Origin of the sequence: Ruegeria discodermiae (assembly GCF_030758345.1) — a bacterium.
Taxonomy (GTDB): Bacteria; Pseudomonadota; Alphaproteobacteria; order Rhodobacterales; family Rhodobacteraceae; genus Ruegeria_C.
Genome location: NZ_JAVAMO010000019.1, coordinates 16,357 through 31,992, shown reverse-complemented (window position 1 = coordinate 31,992; position 15,636 = coordinate 16,357). Strand labels below are relative to the sequence as shown.

Sequence of the window (15,636 nt, the reverse complement as noted above, 5' to 3'; positions counted from 1 at the left end):
TCATTGATTTAGATATCTGCCAACTAAGCTAATACCTGCAGTTCGGGGCCTATTGGCTCTGCGTCAGGAGACATTATTTCGAATGCCATAGCGAAATGATCTGCATTCTCACCTAACCATCGAACTATCTTTGAAATAACAAGGTAATCAACTCCACAATGCTTGGTTCTTTCGGGCCGTGAACTAACTATAAATGAACTGTCACAGTAGTCGCGGAACGTACACGCATTGCAAGTCGCGTTTACTTCGTTCTCTTCGCGTTGCACAGATTTTCTATGCTGTTTCGACCCAAAAGACATGGGAAGCCCATACTCTAAGTCTCCGAACTCTAAGCCCGCTGTATATGCATCGGGGACACGATACAATTTTCCGTCTGTGTTCACTAGCGTCACTGTCGGGCCTTCTACTCGAGATGCACTTTCTCGAATTTTCTGCTTTGACAAAAACCTGAGCGAGATCTCCAGCCACTCTAGAAATGGCCTCACTGAAAGGGTTTCCTTCTTTGAAATCCAAATGACAAAAACTTCAAATAGTCTGTTTGCCGTAGCTTCGTAGTTCACTGAGATTTGGCTCTGATTGACATGCTGAGACACATCGAAAACAGGCAAGAACCTGAAACTAATTCGTAGGTTGTAGAAAAAGTTGAATATGTCCACTAATCTATTTTCATTGTGCCTGCCTACAACGCAAATGCAGCCGTAGTTGATCCCGTTGCGCAGTATAATCTCCATATTTTTTACCACTTGATCTTCAGTGGTTTTGCCTGCAACGCTGAGTCGTGTTCCTGGAACGCCATCAAATGACACCCCAATTCTGAACCGATTTTCCTTTAAATACTGTATTTTTTCTTCGGTAATTGAGTAAAGATTGGTCTGAAGACAGTTCTGTAAATCCAAGTCATCGCCACCGTAATCAGTGGCGATATCCATTATGCTCTGAAGGTAGTTTAGCGGAAGAATAAGTGGCTCACCGCCGTGCAATATCAGTTTATGTGATACCGATTTACGTTCTACTTTAGCCTCTTCGGACAAATGCCGAATGCCGGAAAAAAAGTTTCTCCAAAGTTCTAAAGATAGCTTTTTAGGATCCCCAAGTTCATCCCACTCGTAGCAGTAAGAACACCTCAAGTTACAAAGCTTAGATGCCTTAACCACCCAGAAGTTGCTGTATCCCGTTAGGTTATTGTTCACTGGAACCAAAAATTTTCTCAGGATTATTCTTTGTTAGTATTTCAAACTGCCTCAGAATCTCGCCTTCTTGGAGGAAGTCACTCAGGTCGATCCCTTCATCTGCGCCGTTTATCAGCAACTCCGCAAAGTCAGTACTGTCAGTGTTACCGGGATCATCATCCGGAGGGGCCCACTGTGCCCAAATGTCATCCGGAATCTCCACGAAAGGTTCGTCGTTGATACTATCGGACAGAACGTCTAGAGCTTCTTCGACTTCTGGCGATAACTTACGTTCCAGTTCGTTTGGCACCGACCAATCTGCTTTCCCTTCAAGCGACAGCGGAATTTTGATTAGCAGTCCTTCATACTCGCGAAGGTCGGATGTTTCACCTTCAGGTTGTTCGCCTCCTGTTTGAGCCCAAGAACACGTCCCCATGGAGGTTACAGTGAGAGCAGCCAAGAACCTTCTAGCAAAAATTGTTTTCATTTCAATCTCCTCGCCCTTACTCTATTTGCGTTTCTAAGCGTTATCAAACAAATAAGTTCTGTTAGTCACGAAACCTCGGTGCGGGCCCCAAGGAGGAATGCCGCCACTTCTGAGTGAGCTTCATGAATGAGTTCCATAGTAGGATGATGGTTGGGCAGTATTCACACAATAGTCCCTATCTTTGCGCGGAAGGGTTCATGTGCAGACCGAAAGCGGCTGTTTGCTCAACTGCAGCGGAAGCGAAGTATCGATTTGGGGCTAGCGAAGGGCTGCTTCGGTGACGTGTGCTACATTGGTAGGACAGGCATGTGGCGATTGCGAAATGATACTACGTCATCAATGGCCGCATCTGCATAAGTCCGGTTTGTCCGCGTCTCGTTGGTCTGACGAGGTTGCAGCGTAAGTTCGATCTTGGGTCGAGTAAAATCGACAGCCATGAATGACCGGATTGGTGACTTACGCCGCGCCGCGTCATCTAAACCACCGCAGCTGCGAACCGATGCTGCGTAAGCGAAGGCTCAAAATCGAATGACGGCTGAGTCCGCTTCTCGCTCGTCTGGCTCGGTTGCAGCGAAAGTACAATTTCGGTTTGGGTTTATTCGACGCTTGTGATCGGCCGGTTCGATGATATGCGCGCGTTGCAACGAATGATGCACTGCAACCGTGAACGGTCGCTGCGTTAGCGTAGGTCGATTATCCAATCGATCATCCAGTTGCTAGGCGCGTGGTTCAACATCCGACCAATGCTTGTTGATTGGCAATGACTTGGCCCGCTGAGCGGCTTGCTGGAGGGAAACGGGCTTAAAATTCCAAACATCATCACCAACGTTTACCGCGTTCCGGGAACCTTTCCAGCTATTGTGAACATGACCAAATAGATGAAGCGCTTGGCGTCTCGCATCGTTCCAGGTGATCATCGGATAGTGGCAAAGTGTAATAGCCTGATTTTGTGGCCCGTCTTTGACCTCCACCAAACAATGAATGCTGTCCCACGGTAGTTCTAAAGTAGGATTGAGGTCATGGTTCCCAACAGCAAGATGCTTTTTGACTCCTGGCAGCTGGCTGAAAACACCCGCCAAATACGATGCTTCTTTCGCTTTAGGACCAAATGCAAAATCGCCAATTATCCATAGTTCATCATCCGGCTTCACGACCTTCCACATGTTTTCGATGAGGACGGTATCCATTTCGGCTGCTGACCGGAATGGGCGATTACAATGAGCAATCACATTCTCATGCGAGAAATGCGTATCTGCAGTGTACCAATTGGCCATTTTCCGGCTCCCGGATTTCACTTTAATGTTGGCGACAGAGTTGGGTTAGTAGTTATCAAGTACGCAATGGGAACCACAGATCAACTGAAAGCGCAAAATTTATGTAACATGTTGATTCTATTATTAACTTAAGTGCATTTTTTGAGGTATTATAATACCAATATTCGCCTATTAAAGGCAATATCGGGGATTGCAATGAAACACACGGCGATTCAAGATACGACCACGTCGTATAGGAAAGTGGACTCCGTTTCATGCAATGTAAGATGAGCGCGGCCGAGATAAAATTTCGCCTAGCAACTGAGGCGGGCCTCACAATTGCGCAATTCGCAGCGACAATAAGCCGGCATCCGTCCACAGTCAGTATGGTAATCCATCGCAGACGAACCAGCGCTCCGATCATGGCAAAGATCGCGGAGACGTTGGAAGCAGCACGTTCTACTTCAAAACATCCATCAATCGATCAGGAGGATGCCGCATGACCTAGCAATCAGCAAACTTCAGCAAGAGGTACGCGCTGAATAAGCAAAGGCCCGCCGCAATCGCGAACAGGCCCATGCCGTAGAACGCCTTATTCATCCCACCTCACAATTTGAAAGTCAACAGACTCGCGCTAGCGGCCTGTCGCTTGCGCTCATCAATCCGGCACCGACGTGCCCGGAAACAGGGATGCATTGCCATGAACATACGGCTCGACCACAGGTTGATGGAGAACACAGGGACTCCACCTTCCGATCTTTGCGGAATGCCGGAGGCGTTCCAACGGGCTTTCGGGCCAACTGAACCATTCGAGAACGAATTTGGCGAGCTTGAAATGCCAGAATTCGTGCCGCTGCCCTATCGGGGCCAAAGGAAAATCAATCCACGTTCGCGGGGTTCATCAAGGTTCTTTCCTGTCTGGCTTGACCTGGAGACAGGGCTGCCGAGGAAGTATGGAGCCGACAGCCAGGTCGAGTACCACTATCTCGCGCTCACTCTATTGGAACCGGAGACTGCTCAGGTACATGAGCAGTTTGGACCGGTTACCTACGTCAAGCCTGACGGGCAGCAGGCAAACCACTACTTCGATCTTTTCGTCACCAGATCTGACGGTCGTCGGATTGGCATAGCTGTCAAACCAACGGAGCGGCTGAAGTCTGGCCGGTTTCTCCGAGAGCTGGAAGCAGTTCAAAAGACGATGGCGCCGAATGAAGCCGTATTGGCGGATGCGATGGAAGCGATCAGGCAGAACATGCATCAGAAAGCGTCGAATGAACTCGAAGGTTTGCAGCCGCATCACCTTCATGCGGTCCCCGCGCTTGGTCCTGTAATCCTTCCATTTGAACGCCACGGTGTCGGTATCGGCGATGACGAGGCGTTGGTTTGAGATGGCGATGCGGTGGGTGTATCGGGACAGCTACGCCAGCACAGCCTCTGGCCCGCCAAATGGTGGCTTCGCATAGACCACCCAGTCGATCTTGCGGAACCGAGCGAGCCATTCGGCGAAGGCGCTGGCGTCTGCTAATTCAGTGAGATCACCGAAGAACCTGAGCTGTCCTGGGTGGTGCAAAGCCATGCGACCTTCGACAAACAATCGCGGGAACAGCCGTGACAGCACGCGCACGTGCAAAAAGAACCCCGACTTACAAGCAACCCACCGGGCGTTAAGGGCCGTGTGAGTGTGAGCCCTTTAGTTTGAGCTTCCGGTTGTTCACTGCGCTGAAGAAAACTCTGATTTGTACCTAGCATCTGCGCTATGTCATTGCGAATTAGCCGATTACATCACAGCCCAAGGTGCTACGCAGTGCATCGCTAAGCTCTTCAATAGTCTCGGTGGAGATATACATACCACCAGTGCGATCAGAAATGCATTTGGCCACAGAAACATCATCAGGGAAAAGCTCCACGTCTGGGCTGTCGCCTGCGAACCGACCTGTATCGACCCGGAACCCGATCACATGCACAGTCAGGTTTGCAGCACTAGAGGCTAGCTCTACGCCAAGCGCGCACGGCGAGCCTCCGCAAGTCTCATTTCCATCCGTGACGAGTACTACGATGCCGGGGTCCGTGCGGTAGTTGAGCACCTCGGACGCTTCCCGGACCGCTTCTGTAAGCGGCGTTAAGCCGTTTGGGTCCAGCAAGGCGATTGCGTCCACCACGGGCTGCATCGCATTCGCTACCGGTTGGAACTTCAGATTAATTCCGTCACAGGAATTCTCGGGGCCCGGACCATAGGTGATCAATCCGATACGGCGGATTGGGGCAATCTGAGGCATCGCATCTTGCAGGGCCGAGCGCGCAGCATCAATCCTTTTGGGTTCATCCAACTGCAACCCAAGCTCTGCCATAGAAGCTGAGCCATCAAACACGAGCATCGCGTCGCGCGCGCAATCTTGAGCATGAACCAGCGAGATACTCGGTAGAGTAACGGCAAGAAGAGCCATGCAGGTTGTCAATCGGTTTCTCATGGATCAATAGAATTCGTTCATTCCCCTTAGGTCAACTGAGAAGGCCGAGAATATGAGAGGTGTTCAGCTACGGCACAGAGCCAGCCCCAGCTACGCGTCGCCATCGATGGTGGTCGGAACCTCAAAAAGCGCCAACGATGCAGCGTCTCCGATGCCCGCTTTGAGCCCAAACTTCCCAAATGCTGCAGGTGCGTGAAGGTCGGCTTTGATCATTCTGCACGATCAGGGGGCGTAGACATGACCGTAGCCCAATAACTATGGCAGCGGCGTCGCGGACCCCTAGTCCGTTCTTGCTCAACACGTCAAAAGCGCTACTGTCGGCCCATGGGAGCAAAAAGCCTTCTTTCCGTGCGATCATCTGCGGAAAACGCAATCCTGCGTTTGCTTGCAGTGCGCTCAAGGCGTCCGGGTCGAATTCCTTTTGCCAGAATGCGTGCGGGGCCGGGTTACAAGTAACCAGACTCACCATATCAAAGCATTCAAAAGGAAATATCATGTCATCACATGACCGTTCACTATATCTGCGCTATGCAGAGGCCCTAAGGCATCCAAACGATTTTTCTACCGCAGTTGCCGCCTTCTTCGCCGCGAACGCGAACATCAATGCCGTCCACCCTTTCAACGAACTGCAGGGGGCAGACAAATACCTCGACACGTTCCTGCGTCCGTTACAGCAGTCTCTTGACGGACTTTACAGACGGGACGACATTTTCATGGCGGGTCAATTTGAAGGACAGGCCTGGATCAGTTCCACAGGCTACTATGTCGGACGGTTTGCCCGAGACTGGATCGGCATCAAGGCAACCGGCACGCTAAGCTATCTGCGCTATGGAGAGTTTCACCGTCTTGAGGACGGAAAGGCTGTCGAAAGCTATATCTACTTCGACATCCCCGAATTGATGATCGCTTGCAATCAATGGCCTTTGCCCATGGGGCCGGGCGTCAAGCGCGGCTATACAGGGTTGATCCAAGGCCCAGCGAGCAGGGACGGCGTCCTAAAGGATGCCACCGATCTGGCCGAGGGCCAACGCAGTTATCAGATCGTGACGGATATGCTCAACCAACTGGCGACCATGGATGAGGCGTGGCGTCCTTACTGGCACGACAACATGATGTGGTATGGCCCGGGCGCCTTTGGAAGCTTTGTAGGTATTGAGGAATTTGCATCGTTCCAAGTCCCTTTTGAATCACAGTTTGAAGGATGGTCGGGTGGAACGAAAAACAATGGGATGACCAAGCATTTCACAAGGTATGGAGACGGAAATTACACGTGTTCAGGTGGTTGGCCATCCCTGACTGGTGTCAACGTGAAACCATTCTTGGGTCAAGGTCCCACAAATGAGAGGGTCTTTATGCGGGTTTGCGATTGGTGGCGGCGGGAAGACAGCCTTCTTGTTGAAAACTGGGTATTCGTGGATGTCCCGCATGTCTTGCTGCAATTGGGATTTGATCCATTACCCAACTGGCAGAGTGGGCAAAACTAATGCCCTTAACTTGATGAGTTGAAAAATTCGTCGGTAAATCTCGCTACGGACTTCAGAATGTCTGCAGCCATTGCGGACATTCAAATTGAACCGGGCTATCGCAACTATGTCCCGCAATCTGTGAGTACGAAGTAGACCAGGTTTCGCTACTGCAGCGAATGGCCGGAAAGCGGGCTGCAAACGCAGCAATTCCGGTCGTCGGTCAATGGCGGCAATGGGCCGCGAGTCACGATGTTTTTCTGGTTTGCCAGGAGAGACAGTAGCAGACTTCTTTGCAAGTTTCGTTCGTTCATCAGTTTGCTCTTAGGTGGCCGATGAAGCGAGCTTCGGGCGCTAGCTTCTGTCTTTCAAAAAGTTCGGTAAGCACCACTCTACCCAGCGTGGTTAGTGCGCCCGAAGCGAGTGCCATGCTAGGATCGGCCTTCAATGCGAGGCTCGCGAGCGCACCTGCGCTGAAGGAAATCGCATTCGGCTTGAAACTTCTCGATAGAATACCACTTTTCGAAACCAAGGAGTTTAGGCGATGAATTTCTGGATGCAGCAGATCGCGTTCCAGAAGCTTGATTTCCTTTAGGTCATTTGCTGAGCCTACGATGCTGGGTAGATCTCTCGAAATCTGCCTGATAACACGCCGAAAGCCTTCGAATGCTTCGCTGTCCATCCTTGCCGCTACCATCACTTCTGGATCCAAAGTCATCCCTGGTAAGGCTGCTTCGGACAAGAGAGTAATTGCCTTGCGATCTGTAGGTAGCAAGCCTTCCAAATGGGCGACTGACGCATTCATGGCGTCGATTTCCTCAAGGTGGGTTGCAGTGTATGGAACGCCAAGCGCCTTAGCAAAAAGCAAACCCTCGGCGACGAAAAGATCAGGGTAGCTATTTTCGATCTCGCGTTCAGTCATCCATCGCCGTACACCAAGAAGCGGCTCGGCGATTTCGTCCATGTAGACGCGCGCAAAGTTGTAAATCCTTATCACGCCTGAATTAACGAGCGGCGTGATGGCTTTGAAAAAGGCTCTAAACTCAGCCCCATACTCAATCCATGCTTCAGAGTACTCACGGTGAACCGCTATAGGGCCACCACGATCGGTGTGCGGAGCTTCAAACCAATCTCCGACGTAAGTTCGTGCAGGGTCGTTGGTGGCGGGTTTGTAGTCACCCAGAAACACGCTTGGGATCCAGACTTCGTCAGCATAGAGACAGATATTCAAGACGGAGTTGAACCAAGCAGTTACAGTTCGTTTATGGGAAAATAGTGTGTCTCGTCGGGATTCCGCCGCAGGATGCCCGCGAGCATAGAAATCAAAGACCTGTGAATCGCGATTTGCTCCATCAATGAATTCACCTGATACGTTCGGTGATGATCGCGCGAATTCAGTCACACTCAGTTTGTTGCGCATAATACTTGGAGCAAAGATCGATATTTTTTCCATCTTTGTCCCAACATGCGAAAGTGGTTTACAGAAAACATACGCCTCCAGAGTAAATTCGGTCAAGTTTTTGGGGAGTCGCAAACTTTGCCGTTCGGACAATTACTGTGCACGCCAGTCCTAATCCGTCTCCGTATCTCGCTTGTGCGGCGAATGACCGGTTCGGTGAAGCTGCATTGCGGCGTGGCAGGGCGTGATCAAAGTCCGCTCTGGGCCGTCCTCGATATGCCATGGCGGCTGAGTTTGTGGATGCTGCGCCGACCCCGAGGTCGGCTCAGAGCCCTTTTTTACAAATACTGGGCTATACACAAATGCCCGAGATCCAGAGTAAGCGGTCATTGGTGCAGTGTTGGCCACCTACTTGAAATTATCGAACCAACTGTCTGAGTACTGTGATGCAGCTAGCTCTACGGCATTGTTTCAAAAGCCAGGGGCCGGCCAAGACTCGCACCGAGAATACGGGCCAGATCAGCGCCGTCGAGCCCTGCCGGTCCACCCAAAGGCATGATGGCGTTGGGAAACTCGCCCTGCAGCGCTCTGTCGGCAACGCGGCCAAAATCCTTGGCCGCGACCCACTGCATCTTGAAGTCAGCCGGTGTCGGATAGGCCAGCTTCCCGTTTTTGAGCCCTGCAAGGGTCCAGGGTCCGAAAAGGTTTTCCATATAGGTGATCGGGGTCAGGCCCAGGAAAGAAAACCCGTCAGCGCGCAGCTGGCGAAGAACAACCGCGCCAGAGTCGGTTTCAGAGGTTTCATCCATGATCGGCCCGCCCGTGTTCCAGATGACGCGGGTGATGCCCGCCACCTTGGCCGCTTCAAGAGCGTTGAGGCCGTATGTGATGCCAAGCTCATCGGCCTCGCGGAACAAAGGCACAAGCAGAAAGATCGCGTCATAGCCCCGGCTGGCTGTCAAAAGGCTGTCCAGATCACCCATTTCTCCGATGGCGGTTTCAGCGCCTTGCGCCGCCCAAGCGGCGGCGTTTTCTTCGGTGCGGCATAAAACCCGGATGGTGTGTCCGGCTTTGATCAGCTCTTTTGTACCGGCGTTCATCTGAGCGCCATTTGCGCCGTAGACTAGGATTGTCTGTTTCATCGGGGAACCTCGTTTGAGTGGAAGTCGATCAGTTCGACAAATCGGGGTTGTAGGGGGAGCCCTCGTAAACCTGTCAGCGCAAGATGAGCGCAGCAGGGGCGAACTTCACGGTTGTCGGCGTCACCCGCAATAGACGGAGCGCAGAAGGGTGCTTCGCGACTTCATCTGCGTCGGAGATGACTTCGCCTGTTCCGGTGATATGGAGCAGATCGCCGGTTTCAAAGTTGATGAACATCAGCTCGGTCAGGGGATTAAGCAGGATGTTCCCCAGCGTGTTGAACATGTTGTTTCCGCGATAGTCAGGCATCGTCAGCCTGCCTTCATCATCGGCAGCAATGAACCCAGGCTGTCCGCCTCTGTGGTTCATGTCCGCGCCATCGTAGACGGCATCCGACCCACCGAAATAGACGCTGGCGATAAAAAAGGTGTCCGAGGCGGCAACCAGTGCCAAATCGCTGTCCGAAAGCTGTTGGCGGATTTGCGGCTCGGCAATCGCGGCCTCACCATAAGGGACAGTCAAATCGCGAATGCTGATGTATTTGGGGCAATTTCCGTAGCTTTGCGCCACGCGAATATCGATATGGGTGTCCGTTACGGCCGCGATGCGCCCGTGCATCCGGTTGCGGCGGCGATTGGACAAATCAATCCCAAGAACGCCCATGGCATTGCCGGCAGAAACTGTGCCAAGCACAGCACGCGTGTCGGATCTGGCAAGATCAATGCGAAGTGTCTTGTCATCCGGGGTGGAGAGGAAGCCCTGATGACCTGTCACGATAAAAGCGCGTGGCTGGCCGTCTTTGTCGGCGACGCTCAGGAAGACATACTCAAGCCCAGCAAAAAACTCCCGGTGCTGGTCTATGAGATGATCCCGCATCAGGCGGTCGCTCATCATCTCATTGCGCTCCAGCACTCCAAGTTCGTCCTGGAAGTGGACCTCGCCCTTGTGGAAATGCCGGGAAGTTTTGCTGGTCATGGCGAACGTCCTTTCAGGGTGCCTTAGTCAGAGATGACCGGCGGGCCGTAAGGGCAGTCGATCAGGTAGCCCCAGCCACCGTTTTCGAGCTTCTTGGCGACTTCGGTGGATTCCCCTTCGGCCATCACCGATCCGTCCGGCGCGACGACACTCCATTTGGCGCGCAGCATGGCGGTATCGCCGGTGATGACTTCGCTGATCACTTGGCTGTTGATCGTCGGGCGGATGTCCAGCATCTCCTTGAAGCCCTCGCGCACTCCCTCGATGCCGGTTTTTGGGGGCTGATCCGGCGGAAAGAACATCACGCATTCGGGGTGGAACATGGAGGCGATACCTTCGAGGTCGCCTTCCTGCAGGTAAGCGCTCACACAATGGGCGATGTCTCTGGGGCGCCTTGCGATATGTTGGGTTGTGACAGTCATAGGTTTGTCTCTGCTTTTCGGTGGTGTGAGTGGGGCAAGGGCTTAGAAGTCGAACGAACCAGCGGCGCGCACCTCTTCCGGTAGCCAGGTCTCGTGGATGTGCAGCCATTTGAGCGGCGGCCCCATGTCGATCATGGCGCTGGTGACGCGGGCATTGTTCGACGGGTGCGAGGTTGTGGCCCCGATCTGCCATTCGGTGTAATTCGCCAGAACCACGCGGTCGATCTGGCGGCGAATGGTGACGTCACGGATTTGGATTTTAAAATCCTTGTTCGTGCCGTAGCCGCGCTCGAACATGCCTTGCAGCCCGGCACCCCCGACCACATGCCCTTCTGGCGGGATGAACACCACGTCAGGATCGAACCGGGACAACAGCCTTGGCTCCAATTGATCGCGGTCGATTGTTCCGTTGAACCAAGCCACCAAGAATTCGTGGATATCAACGATCTCGTGGCGGACATCATCCAGAAGGGTGCTCATGTCGGCGTCCTCAAGCTGCGTCGCGGTGGTCGTTGTTGTCGACGTCGAGCACCAGCTTCCAGGAGCCGTCCGTATGGCGGCGATAGCACAGGGTCAGACGACCTTCGCCGCCGCCTTTCTCGCCGGATTCCTTACCGGAAAAGGCAACGGTGAAGCGGCCAACCATCATCGCCATGTCGCCATAGACCCGGATGTGTTCGATGTCGTAGGTGGATTTGAACCTGTTGGCGTCGATGCGCGGGCCGTATTTGTCGCGCACAGCCTGAATGCCAACGGTTGTTTGCTGGCGCTCGTTGCAGATCACAACCTCGGGGTCGCAGGTTGCAATCATGCGTTCCAGATCATCGCTGTCGAGACCTTCCAGCCATTCATTCACAGCGTGCTTTACATCATCGATATCGCTCATTCTTTTTCTCCTTGCGGGGTAAGTTCGGTGAACCATTGGCCGACGATCACGTCTTCGATCTCGGCCAGGAACGCTTGCGTTGCTGGCCGCTTTGAGAATTGCGCCGTAACTCGCTTGGCACTTTCAACGTCGGGATGCGCATCATAGTGTGAACGGGCTTCCGGTTTTGGGGCTTAACCAGAGCCTCGTTTCATGACATTATCCTTCATTGCGCGAAGTAAGGTCCGCTTGGGTTGGTTGCTTGCAACCGGGATGGATTTCCGCACTAAAGAGTCTTAACAGGTCGTTGTTGCGGACCCGGTCGTCAGATGTGAAACATGGTGCCCACTCCAAATGCGATTATCGCCGCAACCCCTCCGATGAGCGACGTTTCGATAGCCGAGCGCCACCACGGGCTGAGCGACCAGAAACTCTTGAACGCCCCGATCGCAAAGAAGGTCGCCATGGTTACCCAGGCCGATACTGCGAATGCGTCTGTCAGCCCGAGCATGAAAGGCAACAAGGGGATCATTCCCGCAACGAGAAAAGACAGGAATGTTGTTGTCGCCGATCGTAGCGGGCGAGGATCAACCCCGCCCAACCCGTATTCGCCCTCTAACATAAGCGCGATCCAATTATTCCGATCTTCGGTTATCGCATCCGTCGCTTGGTCGAGAACATGCCCTTTGAGCCCTTTGCGCGACAGGATTTCCCGCACTTCAAGCCGTTCACCTTCGGGGTAGTCCTGGATGTGGCGTTCTTCGATCTTGCGAATGCGCGCTATGTTATCCCTTTCAGCTTTCACGCCCGAGTAATTGGCAGCCGCCATGGAAAAGCCGTCGGCCAGCACATTTGCCAGCCCCAGAATCACGATGACATACGGGGATAGCCCCGCGCCTGTTACGCCCGCGACAATCGCAAACGTCGTAACGGCTCCGTCAATGGCGCCGTAAACCGCATCGCGAAGCACTCCCCGCCCCTGCGGATTGCCAATGCGAGCGGAAATCTCCACCGGGGTATGCCCGTGATCAGGTACCATCACACTTTCCTTTGGGTTCAAACTAGGACCTCGTCAGAACCGCGCCTTAAGCCAGATCAAGCTCCGCTCTGGACGGTGGGCCAGTTGTGATGTCTCATCCAAGCGCACTCTGCTACTAAAAGTGCAGCGCCACAGCTGTATGGCAGTCACCGTGAACTGGCGGAGTGGACGAGATGAGCCAAACATGGATCGACAGGTTCCAGGGCCTGCGCTTGCTGCCGGGCGATGTGCGCGACGACCTCATCAAGGGCAGCAAGGTTGTTTCGCTGCCCGCAGGCACGCAGGTGTTCGCACCCGGTCAGTCGGCGGACAATCTTTTGCTTTTGCTTGAGGGCACCGTGCGGGTGCAGCAGAAATCCGATACCGGGCGCGAGGTGTTCCTTTACCGGGTCCATGCCGGGGAAAGCTGTGTTCTGACGACCGCCTGCATGCTGGCCTTTGAGGAGTATTCAGCGGACGGTATTGCGGAAACCGACGTCACTGCCGTTGCGATCCCACGGAAGACGTTCGACGACCTTGCGGCCAAATCACCGGTTTTTCGCGAGTTTGTCTTCACCGCCTATTCCCGACGGATCACCGACCTTTTCACTTTGATCGATGACATTGTGTTCCAGCGGATGGACGTGCGGCTGGCCTCGCGGCTGCTGGAACTCGCCGGCACACAGGACGTCGTGCATGCCACGCATGCCATGTTGGGTAGCGAGCTTGGGACTGCGCGCGAGGTGATCTCGCGGACATTGGCCGAGTTTCATCGCCGGGGATGGGTCGAACAGTCGCGCGGAGAGGTGCATCTGACCGCTCGCGACGGGCTAGAGCGCCTTGTGCGATCCGCTGGAGGCGCTTTCTGATCCCGTCCTTATGCCGATAATGTGACCAAGTCACCAAAGTCTCGCTGCCGCGCATGCAACGGTCCTGTATGCGATTCTCAACGGAGTGAGACATGACCAACAACATGGGAAAACTTGATCGCGGCGTTCGCCTTGCCGCCGCCGCTTTGCTGATCTTTGCTGCCTTCGGAACCAAGGTCGCGGCGGCGGGCGTGCTGTTCTGGCTGCTGCTGGCTGTTGCGGCTATCTTCGCTGCCAGCGCACTTGTCGGAAACTGCCCGCTCTACAGCCTATTCGGCCTCAAGACCTGCCGGGATTGCTGATGATCGAAACAGCTTTCACGCCCTGGGCGTCGCTGTGGGGCGGGGTTTTGATTGGTTTCGCGGCAACTCTGCTTATGCTCACCGTTGGGCGGGTGATGGGGGCTACCGGCGTGCTGGCCGGGATGCTCTGGCCAAGCTCGGGGCAAGACTTCGCATGGCGCGCAGCGCTACTTGCCGGGATGGTGGCCGGTCCATTTGTGGCATTCGCCCTTACGGGCAAGATGCCCACCCTCGAGGTGCCTGTATCGCCGCTCCTGCTGGTGATCGGCGGACTGATTGTGGGTATGGGTGTCACCTTTGGGTCGGGCTGTACAAGCGGGCATGGGGTCTGCGGTATGGCGCGGCTCTCGTCTCGTTCGATTGTCGCCACGCTGACCTTCATGAGTACCACATTCGCCACCGTCTATCTGGTGCGCCATGTGATTGGAGGCTGAGCAGATGCGTCTGGCAATCGTATACCTAATCGGCGTGATCTTTGGCACGGGCATCGCCGTGTCCGGGATGGCCAACCCCGCAAAAGTGCTGAATTTCTTTGACATCGCGGGCGGCTGGGATCCGTCGCTGATCTTCGTCATGGGTGGAGCACTGATGACCGCCTTCCTGGGCTACAGGCTTGTTTTCGCCCGCGCGACGCCACTGCTCGACACGCGGTTCCGGCTGCCCAGTAAGCGTGACATCGACCTCAAGCTGATCGGCGGGTCCGCCCTGTTCGGGATCGGATGGGGGCTTGCAGGCTTCTGCCCGGGCGGCGCGCTGCCAGCGCTTGGGACGGGCCGGTGGGAGGTCTTTGCCTTCACCGGGGCACTGGTGGCCGGGATCATCCTCGCCAAGGCCCTGCAATCCGCTGTCGCAAAACGGACGCGCGCCGCGACCTGACATCAATAGGAGGAGAAAACCGAAATGACAGACTATCCCGTTTCCATGGAGACGCATCCGCAGGTGCAGGCGTTCTTCGACGAGGCGACGAATACCATCAGCTACATCGTCAAGGACCCCACATCAACGGCCTGCGCCATCATCGACAGCGTCATGGACATCGACTATGCCGCCGGCCGCATCACCTTTGATCACGCCGATGAGTTGATCCGCTGCATAAAGGATCAGGGCCTGACGCTGGAGTGGATCATCGAGACCCATGTCCACGCCGATCACCTCTCTGCCGCGCCCTATATCCAGCAGGAACTGGGCGGCAAGATCGGCGTCGGCTCGAAGATCACCGTGGTGCAGGACACGTTCGGCAAGGTCTTCAACGAGGGCACCGAGTTCCAGCGCGACGGGTCACAGTTCGACGCGCTGTTCGGGGATGGCGACACGTACAATATCGGCAATTTGCAGGCCTTTGCGATGTCTACGCCGGGCCACACGCCAGCTTGCATGGTGCATGTGATCGGCAATGCGTCCTTTGTGGGGGATACGCTTTTTATGCCCGATGGTGGCTCTGCGCGCGCAGATTTTCCCGGTGGAGATGCGGGCGTGCTCTATGACTCGATCCAGAAGGTGCTGTCCCTGCCCGATCAGATGCGGCTTTTCATGTGTCACGACTATGGCCCCAACGGACGGGACATCGCGTGGGAGACGACGGTTGCTGAGGAGAAGGCCCACAACATCCATGTCGGCGGCGGCAAGACGAAAGAGGAGTTCGTCAAGTACCGGACCGAACGCGACGCGCAGCTTTCCATGCCCAAGCTGATCATCCCGTCGCTGCAGGTGAACATGCGCGCCGGTGAAGTGCCAAAGGACCATGACGGGAACCCGATGCTGAAGGTGCCGGTCAACGGTCTGTAATTCTCTGGGAGGAGTAGAACT

At 54.4% G+C, this 15,636-nt stretch carries 17 protein-coding genes and 1 pseudogene; 6 read left to right on the top strand and 12 right to left on the bottom strand.

All coding sequences use genetic code 11. The features are described from left to right. Nucleotides 1-23: 23 nt before the first annotated feature. The 5 genes and pseudogenes from Q5Y75_RS24595 to Q5Y75_RS24575 form a co-directional block, all read right to left on the bottom strand. Entirely contained in the window at nucleotides 24-1,190 is a 1,167-nt protein-coding gene (locus Q5Y75_RS24595) for a radical SAM protein (protein ID WP_306202585.1), read from the bottom strand. Beyond that, nucleotides 1,180-1,656: a hypothetical protein gene (locus Q5Y75_RS24590; protein WP_306202507.1), complete on the bottom strand. Its 477-nt coding sequence runs from the start codon at nucleotides 1,654-1,656 to the stop codon at nucleotides 1,180-1,182. The genes Q5Y75_RS24595 and Q5Y75_RS24590 overlap by 11 nt, the downstream gene beginning before the upstream one ends. A 716-nt stretch (nucleotides 1,657-2,372) precedes the next feature. Beyond that, entirely contained in the window at nucleotides 2,373-2,930 is a 558-nt protein-coding gene (locus Q5Y75_RS24585) for a metallophosphoesterase (RefSeq protein WP_306202506.1), read from the bottom strand. A 1,186-nt stretch (nucleotides 2,931-4,116) separates the two neighbouring features. Next, a pseudogene (locus Q5Y75_RS24580) lies at nucleotides 4,117-4,569 on the bottom strand (IS91 family transposase); the annotation flags it as partial. 109 nt (nucleotides 4,570-4,678) lie between these two features. Beyond that, entirely contained in the window at nucleotides 4,679-5,353 is a 675-nt protein-coding gene (locus Q5Y75_RS24575; protein WP_306202504.1) for a vWA domain-containing protein, read from the bottom strand. Between the two features lie 518 nt (nucleotides 5,354-5,871). Here Q5Y75_RS24575 and Q5Y75_RS24570 point away from each other — a divergent pair. Beyond that, nucleotides 5,872-6,861 carry a nuclear transport factor 2 family protein gene (locus Q5Y75_RS24570; RefSeq protein WP_306202502.1) on the top strand — a complete coding sequence of 330 codons (990 nt, stop codon included), beginning with the start codon at nucleotides 5,872-5,874 and terminating at the stop codon, nucleotides 6,859-6,861. 292 nt (nucleotides 6,862-7,153) lie between these two features. On the opposite strand, the gene Q5Y75_RS24565 is transcribed toward Q5Y75_RS24570, so the two are convergent. From Q5Y75_RS24565 to Q5Y75_RS24535, 7 genes are all read right to left on the bottom strand, one after another. Beyond that, on the bottom strand, nucleotides 7,154-8,293 hold the full coding sequence (locus Q5Y75_RS24565; RefSeq protein WP_306202501.1) for a hypothetical protein: 1,140 nt from the start codon (nucleotides 8,291-8,293) through the stop codon (nucleotides 7,154-7,156). Nucleotides 8,294-8,697: 404 nt separating this feature from the next. After that, nucleotides 8,698-9,381 (bottom strand): NmrA family NAD(P)-binding protein, encoded by a 684-nt coding sequence (locus Q5Y75_RS24560; RefSeq protein ID WP_306202499.1) that lies wholly within the window; start codon nucleotides 9,379-9,381, stop codon nucleotides 8,698-8,700. A 73-nt stretch (nucleotides 9,382-9,454) separates the two neighbouring features. Continuing rightward, nucleotides 9,455-10,354 carry a pyridoxamine 5'-phosphate oxidase family protein gene (locus Q5Y75_RS24555; RefSeq protein ID WP_306202497.1) on the bottom strand — a complete coding sequence of 300 codons (900 nt, stop codon included), beginning with the start codon at nucleotides 10,352-10,354 and terminating at the stop codon, nucleotides 9,455-9,457. Between the two features lie 23 nt (nucleotides 10,355-10,377). Then, nucleotides 10,378-10,776: a YybH family protein gene (locus tag Q5Y75_RS24550; protein WP_306202495.1), complete on the bottom strand. Its 399-nt coding sequence runs from the start codon at nucleotides 10,774-10,776 to the stop codon at nucleotides 10,378-10,380. Nucleotides 10,777-10,818: 42 nt separating this feature from the next. Beyond that, the gene (locus Q5Y75_RS24545) at nucleotides 10,819-11,256 is read right to left on the bottom strand and encodes a hypothetical protein (RefSeq protein ID WP_306202493.1); all 438 of its coding nucleotides are present in this window, start codon (nucleotides 11,254-11,256) and stop codon (nucleotides 10,819-10,821) included. Nucleotides 11,257-11,266: 10 nt separating this feature from the next. After that, nucleotides 11,267-11,662 carry a YybH family protein gene (locus tag Q5Y75_RS24540; protein ID WP_306202491.1) on the bottom strand — a complete coding sequence of 132 codons (396 nt, stop codon included), beginning with the start codon at nucleotides 11,660-11,662 and terminating at the stop codon, nucleotides 11,267-11,269. Between the two features lie 304 nt (nucleotides 11,663-11,966). After that, entirely contained in the window at nucleotides 11,967-12,680 is a 714-nt protein-coding gene (locus Q5Y75_RS24535) for a VIT1/CCC1 transporter family protein (RefSeq protein ID WP_306202489.1), read from the bottom strand. Nucleotides 12,681-12,853: 173 nt separating this feature from the next. Here Q5Y75_RS24535 and Q5Y75_RS24530 point away from each other — a divergent pair, with 173 nt between their 5' ends. The 5 genes from Q5Y75_RS24530 (at nucleotide 12,854) to Q5Y75_RS24510 (ending at nucleotide 15,615) form a co-directional block, all read left to right on the top strand. Continuing rightward, a complete protein-coding gene (locus Q5Y75_RS24530) occupies nucleotides 12,854-13,528 on the top strand; it encodes a Crp/Fnr family transcriptional regulator (RefSeq protein WP_306202487.1) in 675 nt (224 codons plus the stop codon). A gap of 92 nt (nucleotides 13,529-13,620) precedes the next feature. Continuing rightward, nucleotides 13,621-13,830, top strand: coding sequence for a YgaP family membrane protein (locus Q5Y75_RS24525; RefSeq protein ID WP_306202485.1), 210 nt, complete (start codon nucleotides 13,621-13,623; stop codon nucleotides 13,828-13,830). Next, nucleotides 13,830-14,264 (top strand): YeeE/YedE family protein, encoded by a 435-nt coding sequence (locus tag Q5Y75_RS24520; protein ID WP_306202483.1) that lies wholly within the window; start codon nucleotides 13,830-13,832, stop codon nucleotides 14,262-14,264. The genes Q5Y75_RS24525 and Q5Y75_RS24520 overlap by 1 nt, the downstream gene beginning before the upstream one ends. Before the next feature lie 4 nt (nucleotides 14,265-14,268). Beyond that, the gene (locus Q5Y75_RS24515; protein ID WP_306202481.1) at nucleotides 14,269-14,706 is read left to right on the top strand and encodes a DUF6691 family protein; all 438 of its coding nucleotides are present in this window, start codon (nucleotides 14,269-14,271) and stop codon (nucleotides 14,704-14,706) included. A gap of 24 nt (nucleotides 14,707-14,730) precedes the next feature. Continuing rightward, nucleotides 14,731-15,615 (top strand): MBL fold metallo-hydrolase, encoded by an 885-nt coding sequence (locus tag Q5Y75_RS24510; RefSeq protein ID WP_306202479.1) that lies wholly within the window; start codon nucleotides 14,731-14,733, stop codon nucleotides 15,613-15,615. The last annotated feature ends 21 nt before the right edge of the window (nucleotides 15,616-15,636 follow it).

Coding starts and splice junctions, on each gene's coding strand:
- Q5Y75_RS24590 (WP_306202507.1), bottom strand. CDS start 1,656: ATGAAAACAATTTTTGCTAGAAGGTTCTTGGCTGCTCTCACTGTAACC.
- Q5Y75_RS24585 (WP_306202506.1), bottom strand. CDS start 2,930: ATGGCCAATTGGTACACTGCAGATACGCATTTCTCGCATGAGAATGTG.
- Q5Y75_RS24575 (WP_306202504.1), bottom strand. CDS start 5,353: ATGGCTCTTCTTGCCGTTACTCTACCGAGTATCTCGCTGGTTCATGCT.
- Q5Y75_RS24570 (WP_306202502.1), top strand. CDS start 5,872: ATGTCATCACATGACCGTTCACTATATCTGCGCTATGCAGAGGCCCTA.
- Q5Y75_RS24565 (WP_306202501.1), bottom strand. CDS start 8,293: ATGGAAAAAATATCGATCTTTGCTCCAAGTATTATGCGCAACAAACTG.
- Q5Y75_RS24560 (WP_306202499.1), bottom strand. CDS start 9,381: ATGAAACAGACAATCCTAGTCTACGGCGCAAATGGCGCTCAGATGAAC.
- Q5Y75_RS24555 (WP_306202497.1), bottom strand. CDS start 10,354: ATGACCAGCAAAACTTCCCGGCATTTCCACAAGGGCGAGGTCCACTTC.
- Q5Y75_RS24550 (WP_306202495.1), bottom strand. CDS start 10,776: ATGACTGTCACAACCCAACATATCGCAAGGCGCCCCAGAGACATCGCC.
- Q5Y75_RS24545 (WP_306202493.1), bottom strand. CDS start 11,256: ATGAGCACCCTTCTGGATGATGTCCGCCACGAGATCGTTGATATCCAC.
- Q5Y75_RS24540 (WP_306202491.1), bottom strand. CDS start 11,662: ATGAGCGATATCGATGATGTAAAGCACGCTGTGAATGAATGGCTGGAA.
- Q5Y75_RS24535 (WP_306202489.1), bottom strand. CDS start 12,680: ATGGTACCTGATCACGGGCATACCCCGGTGGAGATTTCCGCTCGCATT.
- Q5Y75_RS24530 (WP_306202487.1), top strand. CDS start 12,854: ATGAGCCAAACATGGATCGACAGGTTCCAGGGCCTGCGCTTGCTGCCG.
- Q5Y75_RS24525 (WP_306202485.1), top strand. CDS start 13,621: ATGACCAACAACATGGGAAAACTTGATCGCGGCGTTCGCCTTGCCGCC.
- Q5Y75_RS24520 (WP_306202483.1), top strand. CDS start 13,830: ATGATCGAAACAGCTTTCACGCCCTGGGCGTCGCTGTGGGGCGGGGTT.
- Q5Y75_RS24515 (WP_306202481.1), top strand. CDS start 14,269: ATGCGTCTGGCAATCGTATACCTAATCGGCGTGATCTTTGGCACGGGC.
- Q5Y75_RS24510 (WP_306202479.1), top strand. CDS start 14,731: ATGACAGACTATCCCGTTTCCATGGAGACGCATCCGCAGGTGCAGGCG.